This is a genomic window from Agromyces cavernae (assembly GCF_021044935.1).
GTDB lineage: Bacteria > Actinomycetota > Actinomycetes > Actinomycetales > Microbacteriaceae > Agromyces > Agromyces cavernae.
The window spans coordinates 134,905-151,953 of the sequence record NZ_JAJNMP010000004.1 but is presented as its reverse complement, the minus strand read 5'-3'; the positions used below and the strand labels follow the sequence as shown (position 1 = coordinate 151,953).

Annotated in this window: 17 protein-coding genes; 14 read left to right on the top strand and 3 right to left on the bottom strand. The window is 70.7% G+C overall.

What is annotated here, in order from left to right; all coding sequences use genetic code 11:
• The first annotated feature begins 5 nt into the window (after positions 1-5).
• Positions 6-1,937, top strand: a complete 1,932-nt coding sequence (locus LQ757_RS16350) for a DUF2207 family protein (RefSeq protein ID WP_231048332.1) — start codon at positions 6-8, stop codon at positions 1,935-1,937.
• A gap of 21 nt (positions 1,938-1,958) precedes the next feature.
• On the opposite strand, the gene LQ757_RS16345 is transcribed toward LQ757_RS16350, so the two are convergent.
• The gene (locus LQ757_RS16345; RefSeq protein WP_231048331.1) at positions 1,959-2,165 is read right to left on the bottom strand and encodes a hypothetical protein; all 207 of its coding nucleotides are present in this window, start codon (positions 2,163-2,165) and stop codon (positions 1,959-1,961) included.
• An 83-nt stretch (positions 2,166-2,248) separates the two neighbouring features.
• Between LQ757_RS16345 and LQ757_RS16340 the strand changes: the two genes are divergently transcribed.
• Both LQ757_RS16340 and LQ757_RS16335 read left to right on the top strand, forming a co-directional pair.
• On the top strand, positions 2,249-2,980 hold the full coding sequence (locus tag LQ757_RS16340; protein WP_231048330.1) for a ZIP family metal transporter: 732 nt from the start codon (positions 2,249-2,251) through the stop codon (positions 2,978-2,980).
• Positions 2,981-3,217: 237 nt separating this feature from the next.
• Positions 3,218-5,341 (top strand): DEAD/DEAH box helicase, encoded by a 2,124-nt coding sequence (locus LQ757_RS16335; RefSeq protein ID WP_231048329.1) that lies wholly within the window; start codon positions 3,218-3,220, stop codon positions 5,339-5,341.
• Positions 5,342-5,394: 53 nt separating this feature from the next.
• Here the strand turns inward: LQ757_RS16335 and LQ757_RS16330 are convergent, their stop codons facing one another.
• Both LQ757_RS16330 and LQ757_RS16325 read right to left on the bottom strand, forming a co-directional pair.
• Positions 5,395-6,324: a Gfo/Idh/MocA family protein gene (locus LQ757_RS16330; protein WP_231048328.1), complete on the bottom strand. Its 930-nt coding sequence runs from the start codon at positions 6,322-6,324 to the stop codon at positions 5,395-5,397.
• Entirely contained in the window at positions 6,321-7,493 is a 1,173-nt protein-coding gene (locus LQ757_RS16325) for an ROK family transcriptional regulator (protein ID WP_231048327.1), read from the bottom strand. The genes LQ757_RS16330 and LQ757_RS16325 overlap by 4 nt, the downstream gene beginning before the upstream one ends.
• Before the next feature lie 173 nt (positions 7,494-7,666).
• Between LQ757_RS16325 and LQ757_RS16320 the strand changes: the two genes are divergently transcribed.
• The 11 genes from LQ757_RS16320 (at position 7,667) to LQ757_RS16270 (ending at position 17,028) form a co-directional block, all read left to right on the top strand.
• Entirely contained in the window at positions 7,667-8,419 is a 753-nt protein-coding gene (locus LQ757_RS16320) for an amino acid ABC transporter ATP-binding protein (protein WP_304504442.1), read from the top strand.
• Positions 8,420-8,479: 60 nt separating this feature from the next.
• Positions 8,480-9,421, top strand: a complete 942-nt coding sequence (locus tag LQ757_RS16315) for a glutamate ABC transporter substrate-binding protein (RefSeq protein WP_231048326.1) — start codon at positions 8,480-8,482, stop codon at positions 9,419-9,421.
• A gap of 72 nt (positions 9,422-9,493) precedes the next feature.
• Positions 9,494-10,138, top strand: coding sequence for an amino acid ABC transporter permease (locus tag LQ757_RS16310; RefSeq protein ID WP_231048325.1), 645 nt, complete (start codon positions 9,494-9,496; stop codon positions 10,136-10,138).
• Positions 10,135-11,058, top strand: coding sequence for an amino acid ABC transporter permease (locus tag LQ757_RS16305; RefSeq protein WP_231048324.1), 924 nt, complete (start codon positions 10,135-10,137; stop codon positions 11,056-11,058). Before LQ757_RS16310 ends, LQ757_RS16305 begins: the two co-directional genes overlap by 4 nt.
• Positions 11,058-12,071, top strand: a complete 1,014-nt coding sequence (locus tag LQ757_RS16300; RefSeq protein ID WP_231048323.1) for an asparaginase — start codon at positions 11,058-11,060, stop codon at positions 12,069-12,071. The genes LQ757_RS16305 and LQ757_RS16300 overlap by 1 nt, the downstream gene beginning before the upstream one ends.
• Complete coding sequence (locus LQ757_RS16295; protein ID WP_231048322.1) at positions 12,068-12,838, top strand: copper homeostasis protein CutC; 771 nt, start codon at positions 12,068-12,070, stop codon at positions 12,836-12,838. Before LQ757_RS16300 ends, LQ757_RS16295 begins: the two co-directional genes overlap by 4 nt.
• A complete protein-coding gene (locus LQ757_RS16290; protein ID WP_231048321.1) occupies positions 12,835-13,812 on the top strand; it encodes an ROK family protein in 978 nt (325 codons plus the stop codon). Before LQ757_RS16295 ends, LQ757_RS16290 begins: the two co-directional genes overlap by 4 nt.
• Positions 13,813-13,882: 70 nt before the next feature.
• Entirely contained in the window at positions 13,883-14,914 is a 1,032-nt protein-coding gene (locus tag LQ757_RS16285; protein ID WP_231048320.1) for a 6-phosphofructokinase, read from the top strand.
• Positions 14,914-15,396, top strand: coding sequence for an 8-oxo-dGTP diphosphatase (locus LQ757_RS16280; RefSeq protein ID WP_231048319.1), 483 nt, complete (start codon positions 14,914-14,916; stop codon positions 15,394-15,396). Before LQ757_RS16285 ends, LQ757_RS16280 begins: the two co-directional genes overlap by 1 nt.
• Before the next feature lie 109 nt (positions 15,397-15,505).
• Entirely contained in the window at positions 15,506-16,684 is a 1,179-nt protein-coding gene (locus LQ757_RS16275; RefSeq protein ID WP_231048318.1) for an inorganic phosphate transporter, read from the top strand.
• Positions 16,681-17,028, top strand: a complete 348-nt coding sequence (locus LQ757_RS16270) for a peptidase (RefSeq protein WP_231048317.1) — start codon at positions 16,681-16,683, stop codon at positions 17,026-17,028. The genes LQ757_RS16275 and LQ757_RS16270 overlap by 4 nt, the downstream gene beginning before the upstream one ends.
• Positions 17,029-17,049: the final 21 nt, after the last annotated feature.

Here is a 17,049-nt window from a genome sequence, read left to right as displayed (position 1 = left end):
GGGCCATGGCCCGACCTGGTCTCGCGCGAGTCATCTCCGTCCTCATCGCCGCCGCCGCGCTCACGGCGGCTCCGGCGGCGTCGGCCGTGGCGTCGAACGCGTCGGCGAGGGGCGACGACCGGCCCGGCGATCGGGTCGTGGCCGCGGCATCCGCGATCGGCGAACCCGCGCCGAACGTCGAGAACTTCAGCTTCCGGTCCTTCGACGCCGTGTACGAGCTCTCGCGCGACGCCGACGGCCGCTCAGTGCTCGAGACCACCGAGACGCTCGTGGCCCAGTTCCCCGAGTTCGACCAGAACCGGGGCATCCGCCGCGCGATCCCGCTCGATTACGACGGCCATCCCACCGACCTCGTCGTCGAATCGGTGACGGATGCCTCGGGCGCGCCCCGCGCATTCGAGACCGAGTCCGACGAGGCGGGCGAGTTCCTGCTCGTCACGGTGCGTGCCGATGGCTTCGTGCACGGCGAACAGACCTACGTCATCACCTACGGCCAGCACAACGTGACGTTCGAGCCCGACGACGCGGCGATCGACGAGTTCTTCTGGGACGTGAACGGCACCGGGTGGAGCCAGCCGTTCGGCTCGGTGCGTGCCGAACTGAGGCTCGATCCCGACCTCGTCGACCCGCTCACGGGCGACGCCGCCTGCTACCGCGGCCCGATGGGATCGACCCAGCCGTGCGACTCGCTCGTCGTCGACCCGCCGACCGTCACCGCCGAGGCGGCGAGCCTGGGGCCGTTCGAGAACCTCTCGTTCGCGGTCGCGTTCCGCGATGGCACCTTCGAGCCGCGCGACGAGTCGTTCGGGGCGTCGGCCGCTGCGATCACGGGCGCCGTCGGGGCGGCGCTCGCCGTGCTCGCGATGCTCACGGCGATCGTGCTGCGCGCCGGGCGCTGGCGCAACCACCCGGGTCGCGGCACGATCATCGCGCAGTACGAACCGCCGGCCGGGATCAGCGCGATGGAGGCGGCGGACCTCGCCGGGCATGCGGGCAAGGGCGTCACGGCGACGATCCTCGAACGTGCCGTCGCCGGCGAGCTCCGTGTCGTCGAGACCGGGCGCAGGCGGTACGCGGTCGACTTCGTCGGCGGCGAACTCGGCGATCGCGATGCGCAGTCGGTCGTGCGAGCGCTCTATCGCGACAACCCGTACCCGGGCGCACGACGAGCGCTGAAGTCACGTGACGCCAGGCTCGGCAGGGAGCTGCTCTCGTTGCGGCAGCACGTGCACAAGCGGGTCGTGCTGTCCGGGCTCCGGCATCGCCCCGACCTCGGCATCCGCCTGCTGCTCGCCGTCGTCGCCGTCGCTGCCGCCGTGCTCAGCGTCGTCTTCGGCATCATCGCGCTCGACGACCGGCGCGGCGGACCCTGGCCGTTCCTGCTGTTCGTCATCGCGATCGTCGCGGCACTCGTGACGGTGGTCATCGTCGCCGGAGTGCGGCCGCTCACCGAGTCCGGGCGTGCCGCGCGCGACCACCTCGAGGGGCTGCGCCTCTACATCCGCCTCGCCGAGGCCGACCGCCTGCGGGTGCTGCAGAGCCCGAGCGGGGCGTTGCGGGTCGGCGCGGCGGGCGTGGGGGCCGGTGCCGCCGCAGCCGACGTGATCGGGGCGAACATCGGTGCGGGCGCCGTGCCCGACCCCGCGACGGTACTGAAGCTCAACGAGCGCCTGCTGCCCTATTCGGTGCTGTTCGGCCTCGAACGCGAATGGAGCGAAGTATTGGCAGAGCTGTACGCGCGCGAGGGCGGCTCGCCGAACTGGTACTCGGGCACCAGCGGCTTCAACGCGGGTGCGTTCGCGGTGGGCGTGTCGACGTTCTCGTCGGCGTCGAGCGCGTCGTGGTCGGGGTCGAGCTCGAGCTCGTCGTCGAGCGGATCGGGCGGCGGCGGGTCATCGGGCGGCGGCGGAGGCGGGGGAGGAGGCGGCGGCGTCTGAGCCCGCGCGCCCCTGCGCCGGTCAGCCGTCGCCGACGGCAGCGCGCTCGTCGCGCAGGTCGACCCGGCGCTCGGCGTCGACACCCGGCAGCTCGTCGTCGAGGCTGTCGTCGACCGAACGGTCGTCGTCGTCGTGGGCCTCGTCGGGCTCGTCGAACTCCGTGTCCTGCGAGACCGTGAAATCGTCGTCTTCGGGCGTGATGGCGCCCACCCCCGCGAGCTCGTCCATGCTTCAAGGGTATGCCCGTAGCCCGGAACACGCACGGGCGAAATCAACCGCGACCGATGCCGCTCGCCGCCTAGGCTCGCAGCATGCCCGACTGGCTCCTTGCGGCGATCGCCGGACTCCTCGCAGGCGGTGCGCTGCTCGCCGGCGCGGTCGTCGCCTGGTTCGTGCGGGTGCCCACGCGCGTCGTCGCCGCGGTCATGGCGTTCGGCGCCGGCGTGCTGATCTCGGCGCTCGCGTTCGACCTCGTGCTCGAGGCGCAGGCCGAGGGCGGCTTCTGGCCGACCGTGGGCGGGTTCGCAGTGGGTGCCGTCGTCTACGTGCTGGCGAACCGGTTGCTCGATCGACTCGATCAGCGCAACCCACGCGGCCGCGGCGAGAGTCCCGGCACGGGCCTCGGCATCGCGCTCGGCGCCCTCCTCGACGGGATCCCCGAGTCGGCGGTGCTCGGTCTCAGCATGGTCGGCGGAGGGGGAGTGAGCATTCCCGTGTTCGTCGCCATCCTCATCTCGAACGTGCCCGAGGGACTCTCGAGCACCGCCGATCTCAAGGCGAGCGGGCGGTCGCGCACGTACGTGTTCGTGCTGTGGACCGGCATCGCGCTCGCGAGCGCGCTCGCGTCGCTCGCCGGCTTCGTGCTGCTCGACGGCGCGAGCGGTGAGCTGACCGCGTTCATCACGGCGATCGCCGCCGGCGCGATCCTGGCGATGATCTGCGACACCATGATCCCCGAGGCGTTCCGTTCTGCGCACGCGTTCACGGGACTGCTCGCGACCGCGGGGTTCCTGCTGAGCTACGCGATCCACGTCGTCGGCTGAGGCCACCGCACCGGCGATCTGCGTCGGATGTCCCGGGGTGCGCGCGGTGACCGCTAGAATAGGCACTGCGCCCGACGAATCCGCTCTTTTCGTCCGACCGTGTGAGCCCCGCTCACCGCTGCTCGGTTCGGGATTCGGCGTACTGCGCCCGGCGGCATCCCAGCCGCTCCGCGCGGGCTCGATCACCATACGGTGCCGAGGGGGGTGCCGGGTACGGCACGAGGAAACGGGAGGACCATGGCCCAGACGAGGCAACGGCAGCGCACGCGCTCGCGCGATGACGACGCACCCATCATCCCGATCCTCGCCCGCAAGGTGCGAGAGGTCGAGCAGAAGGCGCAGAAGGGAAAACTCGGCCCAACGAACCGCACGAAGTTCCAGGTCATCGCGCTCTTGATGCGCGAAGAGCGCGCGCGGGTCAAGGCCGATGCCGACGTGGCCGATGCCGCGCGCGTCGAGCTGCTGAAGCGACTCGACGGGATCGCGCAGATCCTCGCGAAGACCGCGGCACGCGACACGAGCCTCATCGCGCTGCTCGAACCCGACGCCTCGATCTCGACCGTCGCGCAGCGGTTCCGCCGCGACTGGCTGCTCGAGTCCGGCGCCGAGCTCAGCCCCGACGAGCTCATCATCACGCGGGAGCCCGAGGTGAAGCTCGAGCTCGCCGAGAACCAGGTGATCCCGGCGTCCGTTCGCTCGCGGCAGCTCGCGAACCCGTTCCTCGCGCCCGACTTCTCGCAGCCCGTGGCGCCGATCGTGCCGGTGCGCCGCCTCGCGAACTGGGAGCTGCTCGGCCCGCTGTTCAAGTCGTTCGAGATGGGCTCGGGCGGGCGCGCCGCCTCGATGGAGCTCCCCGAGGCGCCCGCCGTCGACCGTCTCTCGCCGCGCGGACTCGAGCTCATGAAGCACCAGGTGCGCTTCATCGAGAGCGCCCGCGACGGGCACCGCACGTTCCTGCTCGCCGACGAGCCGGGCCTCGGCAAGACGGCGCAGTCGGTGCTCGCGGCATCCGTCGCCGACGCCTACCCGCTGCTCGCGGTCGTGCCGAACGTCGTCAAGATGAACTGGGCCCGCGAGGTCGAGCGGTGGACCCCGCATCGCCGTGCCACGGTCATCCACGGCGACGGTGACACCCTCGACGCGTTCGCCGATGTCGTGGTCGTCAACTACGACGTGCTCGACCGGCACATGGCGTGGCTGTCGACGCTCGGATTCCGAGGAATGGTCGTCGACGAGGCGCACTTCATCAAGAACCTGCAGTCGCAGCGCTCGAAGAACGTGCTCGCGCTCGCCGATCGCATCCGCCGTTCCGCACCTGGCGGCGACCCGCTGCTGCTCGCCCTCACCGGCACGCCGCTCATCAACGACGTCGACGACTTCCGGGCGATCTGGAAGTTCCTCGGCTGGATCGAGGGCGACAAGCCCTCGCCCGAGCTGCTCGGCAAGCTCGAGCAGACGGGGCTCACGCCCGCCGACCACGGCTTCTACTCCGAGGCGCGCCAGACCGTGATCGACCTCGGCATCGTGCGACGCCGCAAGGTCGATGTCGCGGCCGACCTGCCCGACAAGCGCATCGCCGACCTGCCCGTCGAACTCGACGACGAGCTCGGCCGGTCGGTTCGCGCCGCCGAGCGCGAACTCGGCAACCGCCTCGTCTCGCGCTTCCGCGCGCTCGTCGAGTCGCGCAGCCTCCGGGTCGGCGACCTCGACGACGACCAGCGCGACCAGTTCATCCGTGCGGTCGCGAGCGCCGAGCTCGAGGAGTCGAAGTCGGCGCGGTCCGGGGAGAACGTCTTCACGATGGTGCGGCGCATCGGCCAGGCGAAGGCCGGGCTCGCGGCCGACTACGCCGCGCAGCTCGCCCACTCGGTCGGCAAGGTCGTGTTCTTCGCGAAGCACATCGACGTCATGGACCAGGCCGAGGCGGCGCTCGCGGCACGCGAGCTGCGCACGGTTTCACTGCGCGGCGACCAGACGGCCCTGCAGCGCCAGGCCGCGATCGACGCGTTCAACAAGGACCCCGAGGTCGCCGTCGCGGTCTGCTCGCTCACCGCGGCGGGGGTCGGGGTCAACCTGCAGGCCGCCTCGAACGTCGTGCTCGCCGAGCTCAGCTGGACCGCGGCCGAGCAGACCCAGGCGATCGACCGCGTGCACCGCATCGGACAGGACGAGCCGGTCACCGCGTGGCGCATCATCGCGGCGCACACGATCGACGCCCGTATCGCCGAGCTCATCGACTCGAAGCAGGGCCTCGCCGCGCGCGCGCTCGACGGCAGCGACGTCGAGCCGGGCTCGGCCGACTCGGTGCAACTCGATGCGCTGGCGCACCTGCTCCGCCGCGCGTTGGAGGGGGCGCTGTAGCCCCCGGCCGGTTGGGGGACATCTCGCGAATCCTCGGGTCGGCGCCGACGGCTTCAGGTGAGCGGGACGCGCACCGACGACTGAAGCGAGGCGCGAGCGGCCAGCGAGACGCGCAGGGCGGCGATCGCGTGCTCCGTGGAGCATCGGCTGGGTTCGGCCTGCGATTCGACGCATTCGAGGAAGTACCGTGCCTGCGTGAGGAACGGGTCGTCGGGCGGGTCGCCGGCGTCCTCTGAGCGGGCCGCGTCGGTCCCGGCCGTTCCCACGACGTCGAGCCAACTGCAGAACTCGAAATCGGCGGGCAGGTCGGCGACGCTCAACACCTGGGCGACACCGCCGCCGGCGTATTCCACTGTGGTGGCGACGGGGGTTCCGAACCCGCTCTCGCCGGTGCGGACGCTGCGCACGGCGACCGGGGTGCCGAGCAGCAGGTTCGCCTGGTCGAAGTCGTGGATCGCGAAGTCGACGAGGATTCCGCCGGAGCGTCGTTCATCGTCGAACCAGGACCCGCCGGGCGGGCCCGACGAGAGCCGGGCCGCGTGAACGGCGCGAACGCTCCCGACCGATCCGTCGGCGACCCGGTCGGCGAGGTCGGCGTATCGGCGCATGAACCGGACGACGTGCGCGACCATCAGGACGCCCGGGCTGCGGCGGGCGGTCTCGGCGATCGCTAGGGCGTCGGCCTCCGTGACCGCGATGGGCTTCTCGAGCAGCACGTTCCGCCCGCTGCGGAGGGCTTCGATCGCGATCTCGGCGTGGGTCGGGGTGGGCGTGCACACCGAGAGGATGTCGACCGCAGGGTCGGCGAGCGCGTCGTCGAGGCGCTTCACCCAGCGGGCGTGCGGCGCCGCCTCGAGTTCCGGTCGCGTGCGGGGTGACACGACGTACTCGATCGCATCACCGTACCCGGCGCGGTCCCAAGCGGCAGCGTGTGCTCGGGCCATGCGTCCTGCGCCGACGATGGCGATGCGGTGCGACGTCATCGGGTCGACTCGAGGTCGCCCACATCGAAGACGCGGTCGAGTACGAGTCGCCCGGCGCCGAGGATCCCGGCGTGCTCCTTCGCCTGGCTCACGACGATGTCGAGTTCGTCGGTGATCATCGGGAGGCACTCGAGGTAGATGGCCGAGCGCACGCCGGCGGCGAACGCCTCGGCCTCGCCCAGGATGCCGCCGAGCACGAGCCGTTGCGGGTTGAAGAAGTTCATGATCGTCGCGAGTACCTTGCCGACTCGCATGCCGGCCTCGCGGAGCATCTGGGTTGCGAGGGGATGCGCGTCCCTCGCGAGCGCGAGGACGTCGTCGACGCCGTCGACGTGCATGCCGGCGTCGCGGAGGGCGCGAACGATCGCGGTGCCCCCGGCGACTGCGTCGAGGCATCCGGTGCGCCCGCACGAGCACAGCACGGGGGGCGCGTCGGGAACGGTGACGTGGCTGATGTCGCCCGCCATGCCATGGTGGCCGTGGTGCAGGGTGCCCGACGCGATCACGCCGCAGCCGATGCTCGAGCCGACCTTCACGAACACGAGGTGCTCGACGTCCCGCACGAGCCCGTGCTCTCCGAGCGCCATGAGGTTCGCGTCGTTGTCGACGACCGTCGGGAGCCCCGTCAGCCCCGACACGGCGGCTGCGACGTCGACCCCGTTCCATCCCGGCATGCGCGAGGGCGAGACGAGTGCCCCGGTGCGAGAGTCGACCGGCCCTGGCACCCCGATGCCGTACCCGCGCAAGCGCTGGCTCGGCTCAGCATGCTCGGCGACGAGGGCGTCGACGACGCCGACCATCCAGGTGAGGATCGGCTCGACACCGTCGGCGATGTCGATGCGCTCACGGCGCGTGGCGATGAGCCGGCCCGAGAGATCGAGGAGCCCGAACGTCGCGTGCTGCGAGCCGAGGTCGACGGCGCACACGACGCCGCTCGAAGGGTCGATCTCGAGTGCGCGCGGCCGACGTCCCCCCTGCGAGACCCCCATGCCCGCCTCGCGGACGTAGCCGGCACCGATGAGCGCTTCGACGCGTTGAGCCACTGTCGTCGGCGACAGTCCGGTGACCCGGGCGATCGCCGCGCGCGAGCTCGCCCGCCCGTTGCGGATGAGACGGAGCACGGCGCCGGCCGAAGCCTGATGCCGAAGCACGTCGGTCGAACCGTTCATTGCGCCCGATCCCTTCCTCCACGTTGACGCTGAGACTCGCGACTCTGAGCGCGGTGCGTCCGAGACTACTGTACCGGCATTCATCCAGAAATGGATTAATCAAATTCAGACTTGCACCTTTGTGATGATGTTAGTACGCTCGCCGCAACAACCCGACAATGATGCGAGGAAAGATGCCAGCAACGGAGCCCCGGCCCATGGTCAGCCTGCGGGGTGTCGACAAGTACTTCGGCGAGCTGCACGTGCTCAAGCACATCGACCTGACCGTGCAGGCGAGCGAGGTCGTCGTCGTGGTCGGTCCGTCGGGCTCGGGCAAGTCGACGCTGTGCCGATCGATCAACCGGCTCGAATCCATCGACGCTGGCGAGATCCGTGTCGACGGCGAGCCCCTTCCCGTCGAAGGACCGGCCCTCGCGGCGCTGCGCGCCGACGTCGGCATGGTGTTCCAGTCGTTCAACCTGTTCGCGCACCGCACCGTGCTCGAGAACGTCACGCTCGCACCCATCAACGTGCGCCGAGTGCCCAAGGTCGACGCGCGTCGGGAGGCGATGGAACTGCTCGACCGCGTGGGCATCGCCGACAAGGCCGGGCACCTGCCGGCGCAGCTCTCGGGCGGGCAGCAGCAGCGCGCCGCGATCGCGCGTGCGCTCGCGATGCGCCCCAAGGTCATGCTCTTCGACGAGCCGACGTCGGCACTCGACCCCGAAATGGTCGGCGAGGTGCTCGACGTGATGGCCTCGCTCGCCGCGGAGGGGATGACGATGATCGTGGTCACACACGAGATGGGCTTCGCGCGCCGCGCTGCCGACCGTGTCGTCTTCATGGACCAGGGGCAGATCGTCGAGGAGGCCGCCCCCGACCAGTTCTTCGATGCCCCCGGCTCCGAACGCGCCCGCTCGTTCCTCGCCTCCGTGCTGTCGCACTGACGTTCGCGCGGCACCTGAACCTGCACCACCACCCCACCCCCACAGGAAGGACGCAACACCATGTTCCGGACCACCCGACGCAAGGCAGCCGCCGGTGCCGTTTTGGCCGCCGCGGCCCTCGCCCTCACGGCGTGCTCGAGTACCACGAGCCTGCCGGGCGACGAGAACGAAGCGGATGCCACGGCCGAGACGAACTCCGTGTTCGCCGACGCACCCGTCGCCAGTGACGACCTGATCCTGCCCGGCTCGACGATGGAGAAGATCAAGGAGCGCGGCACGCTCATCGTCGCCGAGGCGCTCGATGCGCCCCTGCTGTCGCAGCAGAACCCGACCGACCCCGACAGCGTGGAGGGCTTCGATGCCGACCTCGCCAAGCTCCTCGCGATCTACATCCTCGGCGAGCCGAATGTCGAGATCGTCCCGCCGGCCACCGAGACGCGCGAGGCGATGCTCCAGAACGACACGGTCGACGTCGTGTTCAACACCTACACGATCACGCCCGAGCGCGCCGAGCAGGTCTCGTTCGCGGGCCCCTACTTCGAGTCGGGCCTGGCCGTCGCCGTGAAGAGCGACAACGACGAGATCAAGGGCATCGACGACCTCGACGGCAAGGAGGTCATCGTCGGTGCGAACACTCCCGCCGTCACCGCCGTGCCCGAGCAGGTGCCCACGGCCAACGTCACCGCGTTCGCGACCGACCCGGCGGCCGTGCAAGCGCTCCTCCAGGGCCGAGGCGAAGCGTACGTGCAGGACTACACGCTGCTCGCGAGCAACGCGGCCAACGACCCCTCCCTCAAGGTCGTGGGCACGCCCTTCACGAAAGAGCCCTACGGCATCGGCCTGAAGCACGATGACGCCGAGTTCAAGTCGTTCATCAACGACTGGCTGCTCGCGATCCAGGAGAGCGGCCACTGGGCCGAGGCCTGGAAGACGACCCTCGGCACCGTGACCGACTCCGACGTCCCCACGGCGCCCGAGATCGGCTCCGTCCCCGGTTCCTGACCGACGCGGGTGCGGCGAGCCGTCCGGCTCGCCGCACCCCGTTCCGACCGGCGCACCGCGCCAGTGAGTCTCATGAATCCCCTCATCGACAATCTCGGGCTCGTGCTCGAGGCGCTCGGCACGACCCTCCTCATGGCCGTCGTCGCCGGCGTCGGCTCCATCGTGCTCGGCGTGCTCGTCACCGTGGCCCGGGTGAGCCCCATCCGTGCCCTTCGCGTCGCCGCCTTCGGGTACGTGCAGTTCTTCATCAACGTGCCGCTCCTGGCCCTGCTGCTGCTTGCGGTGTTCGCCCTGCCCGACGCCGGGCTCATGCTGCCGCTCACGCCGACCGCGATCATCGTGCTCATCGTCTACGAGGCCGCCTACGTCGCCGAGGCCGTGCGCAGCGGCGTCAACACGGTCGCCGTGGGCCAGCTCGAGGCGTCGCGCGCGCTCGGACTCACGCTCGCGCAATCGCTGCGCCTCGTGGTGCTTCCCCAGGCGCTCCGGGCGGTCGTGCAGCCGATCGGCAACGTCATGATCGCACTCGCCATGAACACGGCGCTCGCCGCCGCGGTCGGCGTCGTCGAGCTGACCGCCGCCGTCAACAAGATCAACCTGGTGGCGGCGCAGCCCATTCTCATCTTCTCCAGCGCCGGCGTCATCTACATGGGCATCGCACTCGCCATCGGCCTCGCCGCCGGCCGGGTCGAACGAAAGGTGGCGATCGTCCGATGACCGCTCAGCTCATCCCCGACCGTCCGGCACCCGCCCGCCGCTCCAGCAGGGCGCCCCGCTACGCCGCCGCGTTCCTCTACGACGAGCCCGGGCCGCAGGCGAAGCGCCGGCATCTCATCGGCTCCCTCGTCAGCTGCCTCGTGTTCGCGGTCGTCGTCGCCCTCGGGCTGTGGCAGTTCGCCTCCCACGGGCAGCTCGACCCCGAGAAGTGGGCGCCGTTCACCGACCCCGCCGTGTGGCAGTACCTGTTCGTCGGTCTCCTCGGCACCCTCGAGGCGACGGCCGTCGTCGCCGTGCTCGGCGCCGCGCTCGGCGTCGTCCTCGCGTTCGGTCGCATGAGCCACCGCGTCTGGATCAGACGCCTGAGCGGCGGGTACATCGAGATCGCCCGGACCGTGCCCGTGCTGCTCATGATCTACCTCATGCTGTTCGGCCTCCCGCAGATCGGCATCAACGTGCCGACGCTCTGGAAGCTCGCGATCCCGCTCACGATCGCGAACTCGGCGGTGTTCGCCGAGATCATCCGGGCCGGCGTCCTCAGCCTGCCGCGGGGACAGCGCGAGGCGGCGCTCAGCCTCGGCCTGCGCTCCACGCAGGCCACCCGACTCGTCGTGCTCCCGCAGGCGGTGCGCAACGTAACTCCGTCGCTCGTGACCCAGCTCGTGAGCCTCATGAAGGACACATCGCTCGGGTTCATCGTGGCGTTCACCGAACTGCTCTACCGCGGCCAGGTTCTCGCGACGTATCTTCACTTGCTCATCCCCACGTACATCGTCGTGACGTTCATCTACCTCGTCGTCAACGGGAGCCTCTCCGCGCTCGCCGCGCACCTGCAGCAACGCCTCCACCGCACCGGCTCGCCGATTCCGCGCCTGCCTCGTCTCCCAGCCCTCTCCGGCACTTCCAGGAAAGCCTCGTGATGCCTCAGTCGTCCGCCGCCCACCCGACCGACCCCGCCCTCGCCGAGCTCGCGGTCGTCGAACGCTCGGGCATGATCGAGAGCCGCCATTTCGGCTCGATCGTCGCGATCGGCCCCGACGGCGAGCCGCTGCTCGAACTCGGGGCGCCCGACGCGCGCATCCTCCCGCGCTCGACGGTGAAACCGTTGCAGGCGCTCGCATGCCTGAGCGTGGGCGCCGAGCTGCGCGGACCCGAGCTCGCGATCGCCGCGGGCAGTCACACGGGCCAGGACCAGCACGTGAGCGTCGTCTCCGCGATGCTCGAACGTGCCGGACTCGACGAGTCCGCGCTCGGTTGCCCTGCGGACCGTCCCGAGGACGAGCCGACCTTCGAGCGCCTCCTCCGCACGGGTGCAGCGAGGACGCCCATCCGCATGAACTGCTCGGGCAAGCACGCGGCGATGCTGCTCGCGTGCGCCGCCAGCGGCTGGACGACGCACGACTACCTCGACCACGGCCACCCGATCCAGCAGGCCGTGCGCGGCGCGATGGCGGATGCGACCGGTGTCGACGTCTCGCACGACGCCGTCGACGGCTGCGGCGCGCCGCTCTTCGATACGACCGTGCGCGGGCTCGCGCACGCGTTCCGGACACTCGTGCTCGCCGACCCGACGACGCCTGAGGGTCGGGTCGCCGCCGCGATGCGCACGCACCCGTTCTACGTCGGCGGCACGGGCCACCAGAACTCGCGGCTCATGGAGACGGTACCCGGCACGCTCGCCAAGGGCGGCGCGGAGGGCGTGATCGGTGTCGCGGCCGCCGACGGCACCGCCGTCGCGATGAAGATCGTCGACGGCAATCCGAGGGCGACGACGCTGCTCGCCCTCGACGTGCTCGGCGCTCTCGGCATCGATGTCTCCGGCGCGGCCGAGCTCGCGCGGGTCCCCGTGCTCGGCGGCGGACGCCCGGTCGGTGCGATCGGCATCGGTGCCGACCTCGACGCGGCGCTGACCGGCCCGGCGGCCGCACGATGACGCTGCTCGAGATCTGCCTCGACGACGTCGACGGCGCCCCGGTCGCCGAGGCAGCCGGGGCCGACCGCCTGGAACTGTGTGCCGCGATCGGCGAGGGCGGCATCACGCCGAGCCTCGGAACGGTCGCCGCGGTGTTCGACCGCGTGCGGCACGTGGGCGTGCAGGTGCTCGTGCGGCAGCGCCCGGGCGACTTCGTCTACAGCGATGCCGAGCTCGATGCGATGGCCGCCGACATCCGGGCGATCCGTGCCCTGCCCCGGCCCGAGGGGGTCAAGCTCGGTTTCGTCGTCGGCGCGCTCACTCCCGATGGGACGATCGACCGTTCAGCCACCGAGCGTCTCGTGGCGGCCGCCCGAGACGTGCCGGTGACCTTCCACAAGGCGTTCGACCAGTGCCCCGACCAGTTCGCCGCGCTCGACCGGCTCATCGACCTCGGTTGCGAGCGGGTGCTGACATCGGGCGGCGCCGTCTCCGCGATCGAGGGTTCCGCGCAGCTCGCCGAACTCGTCGCTCACGCTTCGGGTCGCATCGCGGTGCTCGCAGGCGGCGGCGTGCGCCCCGATCATGTCGGCGAACTCGTTCGGACGACCGGGGTCGGCGAGGTGCATCTGCGTGCCGGGGCTTCGGTGCCCAGCGCAGCACTCGCCGGCACGAACGAGGTATCACCCACCGCACGCAGCTACGATCCCGGCCACCGCATCGCGACATCGCGAGAGCTCGTCGCCCGCATGCGTGCCGCGCTCGACACCGCGACGGCGACCGCATGACCGCCGCTCACCTCAGCCGCGCCGTCCTCGCGGTCGATCTCGGCGGCACCGCGATGAAGGGCGCGGTCGTCGACGAGGACGGGCGCACCCTCGCGAGGCGCACGGTCGCGACACCGTCGCATGCCGTCGAGACCGCGCTCATCGAGCTCTTCGCAGAGCTCCGAGATCTCGCCGTGGCGGCGGCTGCGACCCCGGTCGGCGCCGCGGTCGTGACGCCGGGGTCGGTCGACGAGTCGCGCGGCGTCGTGCGGTACGCCTCGAACCTCGGTTGGCAGAACATGCCCCTGCTCGACGTGCTGGCCTCGGCGCTCTCGCTGCCGGTCGCCGTGGGCCACGACGTGCGGGCGGCGGGTCTCGCGGAACAGCGCTTCGGCGCGGCGCGCGGTCGCGACGACTTCGTGCTCGTCCCGATCGGCACCGGCGTGGCCGCCGCCCTGGTGACCGGCGGCGGCACGGTGATCGGGGCGACGGGAGCCGCCGGCGAGTTCGGGCACATCCCCGTGATCCCCGACGGGGAGCCCTGCGCGTGCGGGCAGCGCGGATGCCTCGAGGTCTACGTCTCGGGCGCCGGTCTCGCCCGTCGGTACGCCGCCGCCGGCGGTGGCGAACGCAGCTCCCGCGAGATCGTCGCCCGCCTCGGAGCGGATCCCGTGGCCGATTCGATCTGGGCGGAAGCCGTCGGAGTGCTCGCCCAGGGACTCAACATCCTCACCCTGCTGCTCGATCCGGGCGTCATCGTGCTCGGCGGCGGGTTCTCGCGCGCGGGCGACGCGCTGCTCGAACCGCTCACGGAGCGGATGACCTCGGGCCTGGCGTGGCGCGAGCGGCCCGAGGTGCTCGCGAGCGAACTCGCGGACGGCGCCGGCCGAGTCGGCGCCGCGATCCTGGCGTTCCGAGCGGCCGGACTCGGCGACGTCATCGACACGTGGCCCGCGGCATCCGTGAGCTCCGCTGTGAGAGTCGAGGTTCGCTAGACTTCCGAACGTCGTGCCCCGATGAAGCGGCTCCAGCGACGATCCCCCACAGCAAGGAGTCCCACGAGCCATGAAGATCGGCATCCTCACCTCGGGCGGCGACTGCCCGGGCCTCAATGCGGTGATCCGTGGCGCCGTGCTGAACGGCGTCATCTCGCACGAAACCGAGTTCGTCGGATTCCGCTGGGGTTGGAAGGGCGTCGTCGAGGCCGACATCATGCCGATCACGCGCCACGACGTGCGTGGCCTCTCGAAGCAGGGCGGCACGATCCTGGGCTCCAGTCGCACGAACCCCTTCGAGGGTGACGGCGGCGGCCCCGAGAACATCCAGCGCATGCTCGACGAGCACGGCATCGACGCGATCATCGCGATCGGCGGCGAGGGCACCCTCACGGCCGCGCGTCGTCTGCACGACGAGGGCGGTATCAAGGTCGTCGGCGTGCCGAAGACCATCGACAACGACCTCGCCGCCACCGACTACTCGTTCGGCTTCGACACGGCGGTCGAGATCGCCACCGAGGCGATCGACCGCCTCCGCACGACCGCCGACTCGCACGGGCGCTGCATGGTGCTCGAGGTCATGGGTCGCCACGTCGGCTGGATCGCGCTGCACTCGGGAATGGCCGGGGGAGCGCACGCGATCCTCATCCCCGAGCAGCCCCAGTCGATCGAGCAGATCTGCGAGTGGGTCGAGTCGGTCCGCAACCGCGGCCGGGCGCCGCTCATCGTGGTCGCCGAGGGCTTCACCCTCGACTCCATGGAGGAGGCGCACTCCCACAAGGGCCTCGACGCGTTCAACCGCCCGCGCCTCGGCGGCATCTCCGAGCAGCTCGCGCCGATCATCGAGGAGCGCACGGGCATCGAGTCGCGGGCGACCGTGCTCGGGCACATCCAGCGCGGCGGTGCGCCGAGCGCCTACGACCGCGTCCTCGCGACCCGCCTCGGCATGGCCGCCGTCGACGCCGTCTACAAGCAGGCGTGGGGCTCGATGGTGACCTTGCGGGGCACCGACATCGAGACGGTGTCGATCGCCGACGCGACGCACAGCCTCAACCGCGTGCCCCAGCACCGTTACGACGAGGCGAAGATCCTCTTCGGCTGATGCGGTTGCCCCAGGTCTGCGTGTGCTACCTCGTGCGCGAGCGCGCGGGGGTGACCGAGGTGCTGCTCGGGCGCAAGAAGCACGGCCTCGGCATGGGCAACTTCGTGGGACTGGGCGGCAAGCTCGAGCCCGGCGAGACGGCGACGGATGCCGCGGTGCGCGAGGTGTTCGAGGAGTCGGGCGTCGTCGTGCACGCGTCCGCGCTCGAGGCGCGGGGCCTGCTCAGCTACCACTTCCCGCACCGCGAGGCCTGGAGCCAGGAATCGAGCGTGTTCGTGTGCCGCGAGTGGGACGGCGACCCCGGGCCATCCGACGAACTCGACCCCGAGTGGTTCGAGCTTTCGTCGATCCCGTTCGACCAGATGTGGGACGATGCCCGCCGCTGGCTTCCGCAGGTGCTCGCCGGCGCGAGCGTTCGGCGTGTCTTCGTGTTCGGTGAGGATCTCGCCACCGTGGTGTCGGAGCACAGTCCCGTCGCGTAACATCTTCGGAGGTGTGTCGTGAGCGCCGAGCTTGCAACCCGCTTTCCATGACCATCTGGTGAAACTGCTCAGCGATCCCAGAGGCTGTATTCACGTACGAAAGGCGCCGGTGGATCTCACCCTCATCGTCGTGCTGGTCATCGCACTGGCGCTCTTCTTCGACTTCACGAACGGCTTCCACGACACGGCGAACGCGATGGCCACGCCCATCGCGACCGGCGCGCTGCGCCCGAAGACCGCCGTCGCACTCGCCGCGATCCTGAACCTCGTGGGCGCGTTCCTGTCCACCGAGGTCGCCAAGACCATCTCGGGCGGCATCATCAAGGAGGGCGACGGCGGTGTGCTCATCACGCCCGAGCTCATCTTCGCGGGGCTCATCGGCGCGATCGTCTGGAACATGGTCACCTGGCTCCTCGGGCTGCCGTCCTCGTCGAGCCACGCGCTCTTCGGCGGGCTCATCGGTGCGGCGATCGTCGGCTTCGGCATCGGCGCGATCGACTTCGCCGTCGTCATGTCGAAGGTCATCCTTCCGGCGCTGCTCGCCCCGCTCACCGCGGGGCTGATCGCGTATGCGGCGACGAAGCTCGCGTACGCGATCACCCGCCGCTACGACGGCAAGCCCGACGGGCGCGACGGTTTCCGCCACGCGCAGATCTTCTCGTCATCGCTCGTCGCCCTGGCGCACGGCACCAACGACGCCCAGAAGACGATGGGCGTCATCACGCTCACCCTCGTCGCGGCCGGCATGCAGGAGGCCGGCAGCGACGTGCAGACCTGGGTCATCGTCACCTGCGCCGTCGCGATCGCCCTCGGCACGTACATGGGCGGCTGGCGCATCATCAAGACCCTCGGCACAGGGCTCACCGATGTGAAGCCGGCTCAGGGCTTCGCCGCCGAGACCGCCACAGCCGCCACGATCCTCGCCTCGAGCCACGTCGGCTTCGCGCTCTCGACGACGCAGGTGGCGTCGGGGTCGGTGATCGGCTCCGGACTCGGGCGACGCGGTTCGAAGGTGCGGTGGCGCACCGCCGGACGCATCGGCGTGGGCTGGTTGCTGACACTCCCCGCAGCGGGCGCCGTCGGTGCCCTCGCGGCGGTCGTTGCTCACCTGGGTGTCGTCGGCGTGCTGATCGACGCGGTCGTGGGAGTGACCGTCATCATCGGGATCTTCCTCTGGTCGCGCCGCAGCGAGGTCTCCCACGAGAACGTGCTGAGCGAGGTGGCCGATTCCGGTCGCGCCGTGAAGATCAAGCGCAACCCGAAGCCGAAGAAGAAGGTGAAGGCATGATCGACTGGCTCGCCTTCCTGCTGGTCTTCGTGGCGGCGTTCGTCAGCGCGACCGTCGTGGTGTCGGCCTACGCGCTCGGCATCAGGCTGCTGACGATCTCGGGCCGCACGCCCATCGTCACCCCGGCGGAGTTCACCGACGCGATCACGATCGTGACCCCCGCAGAGGTGCGTCAGGCCGAGAAGCGTGCGGCCAAGGCGGCGCGCAAGAGCCCGCTCAGCGATGGGCAGAAGCGTGCCGCGCTCGTCGGCGCATGGGGGTGCTTCGCGCTCAGCGGCTTCGCCGTGCTCTTCGGCATCTACCTGATCGTCGGCGAGAAGGTGCTGGGCCTGCTCGGCGTGTGACCCTCCGGCCCGATCGGGTCA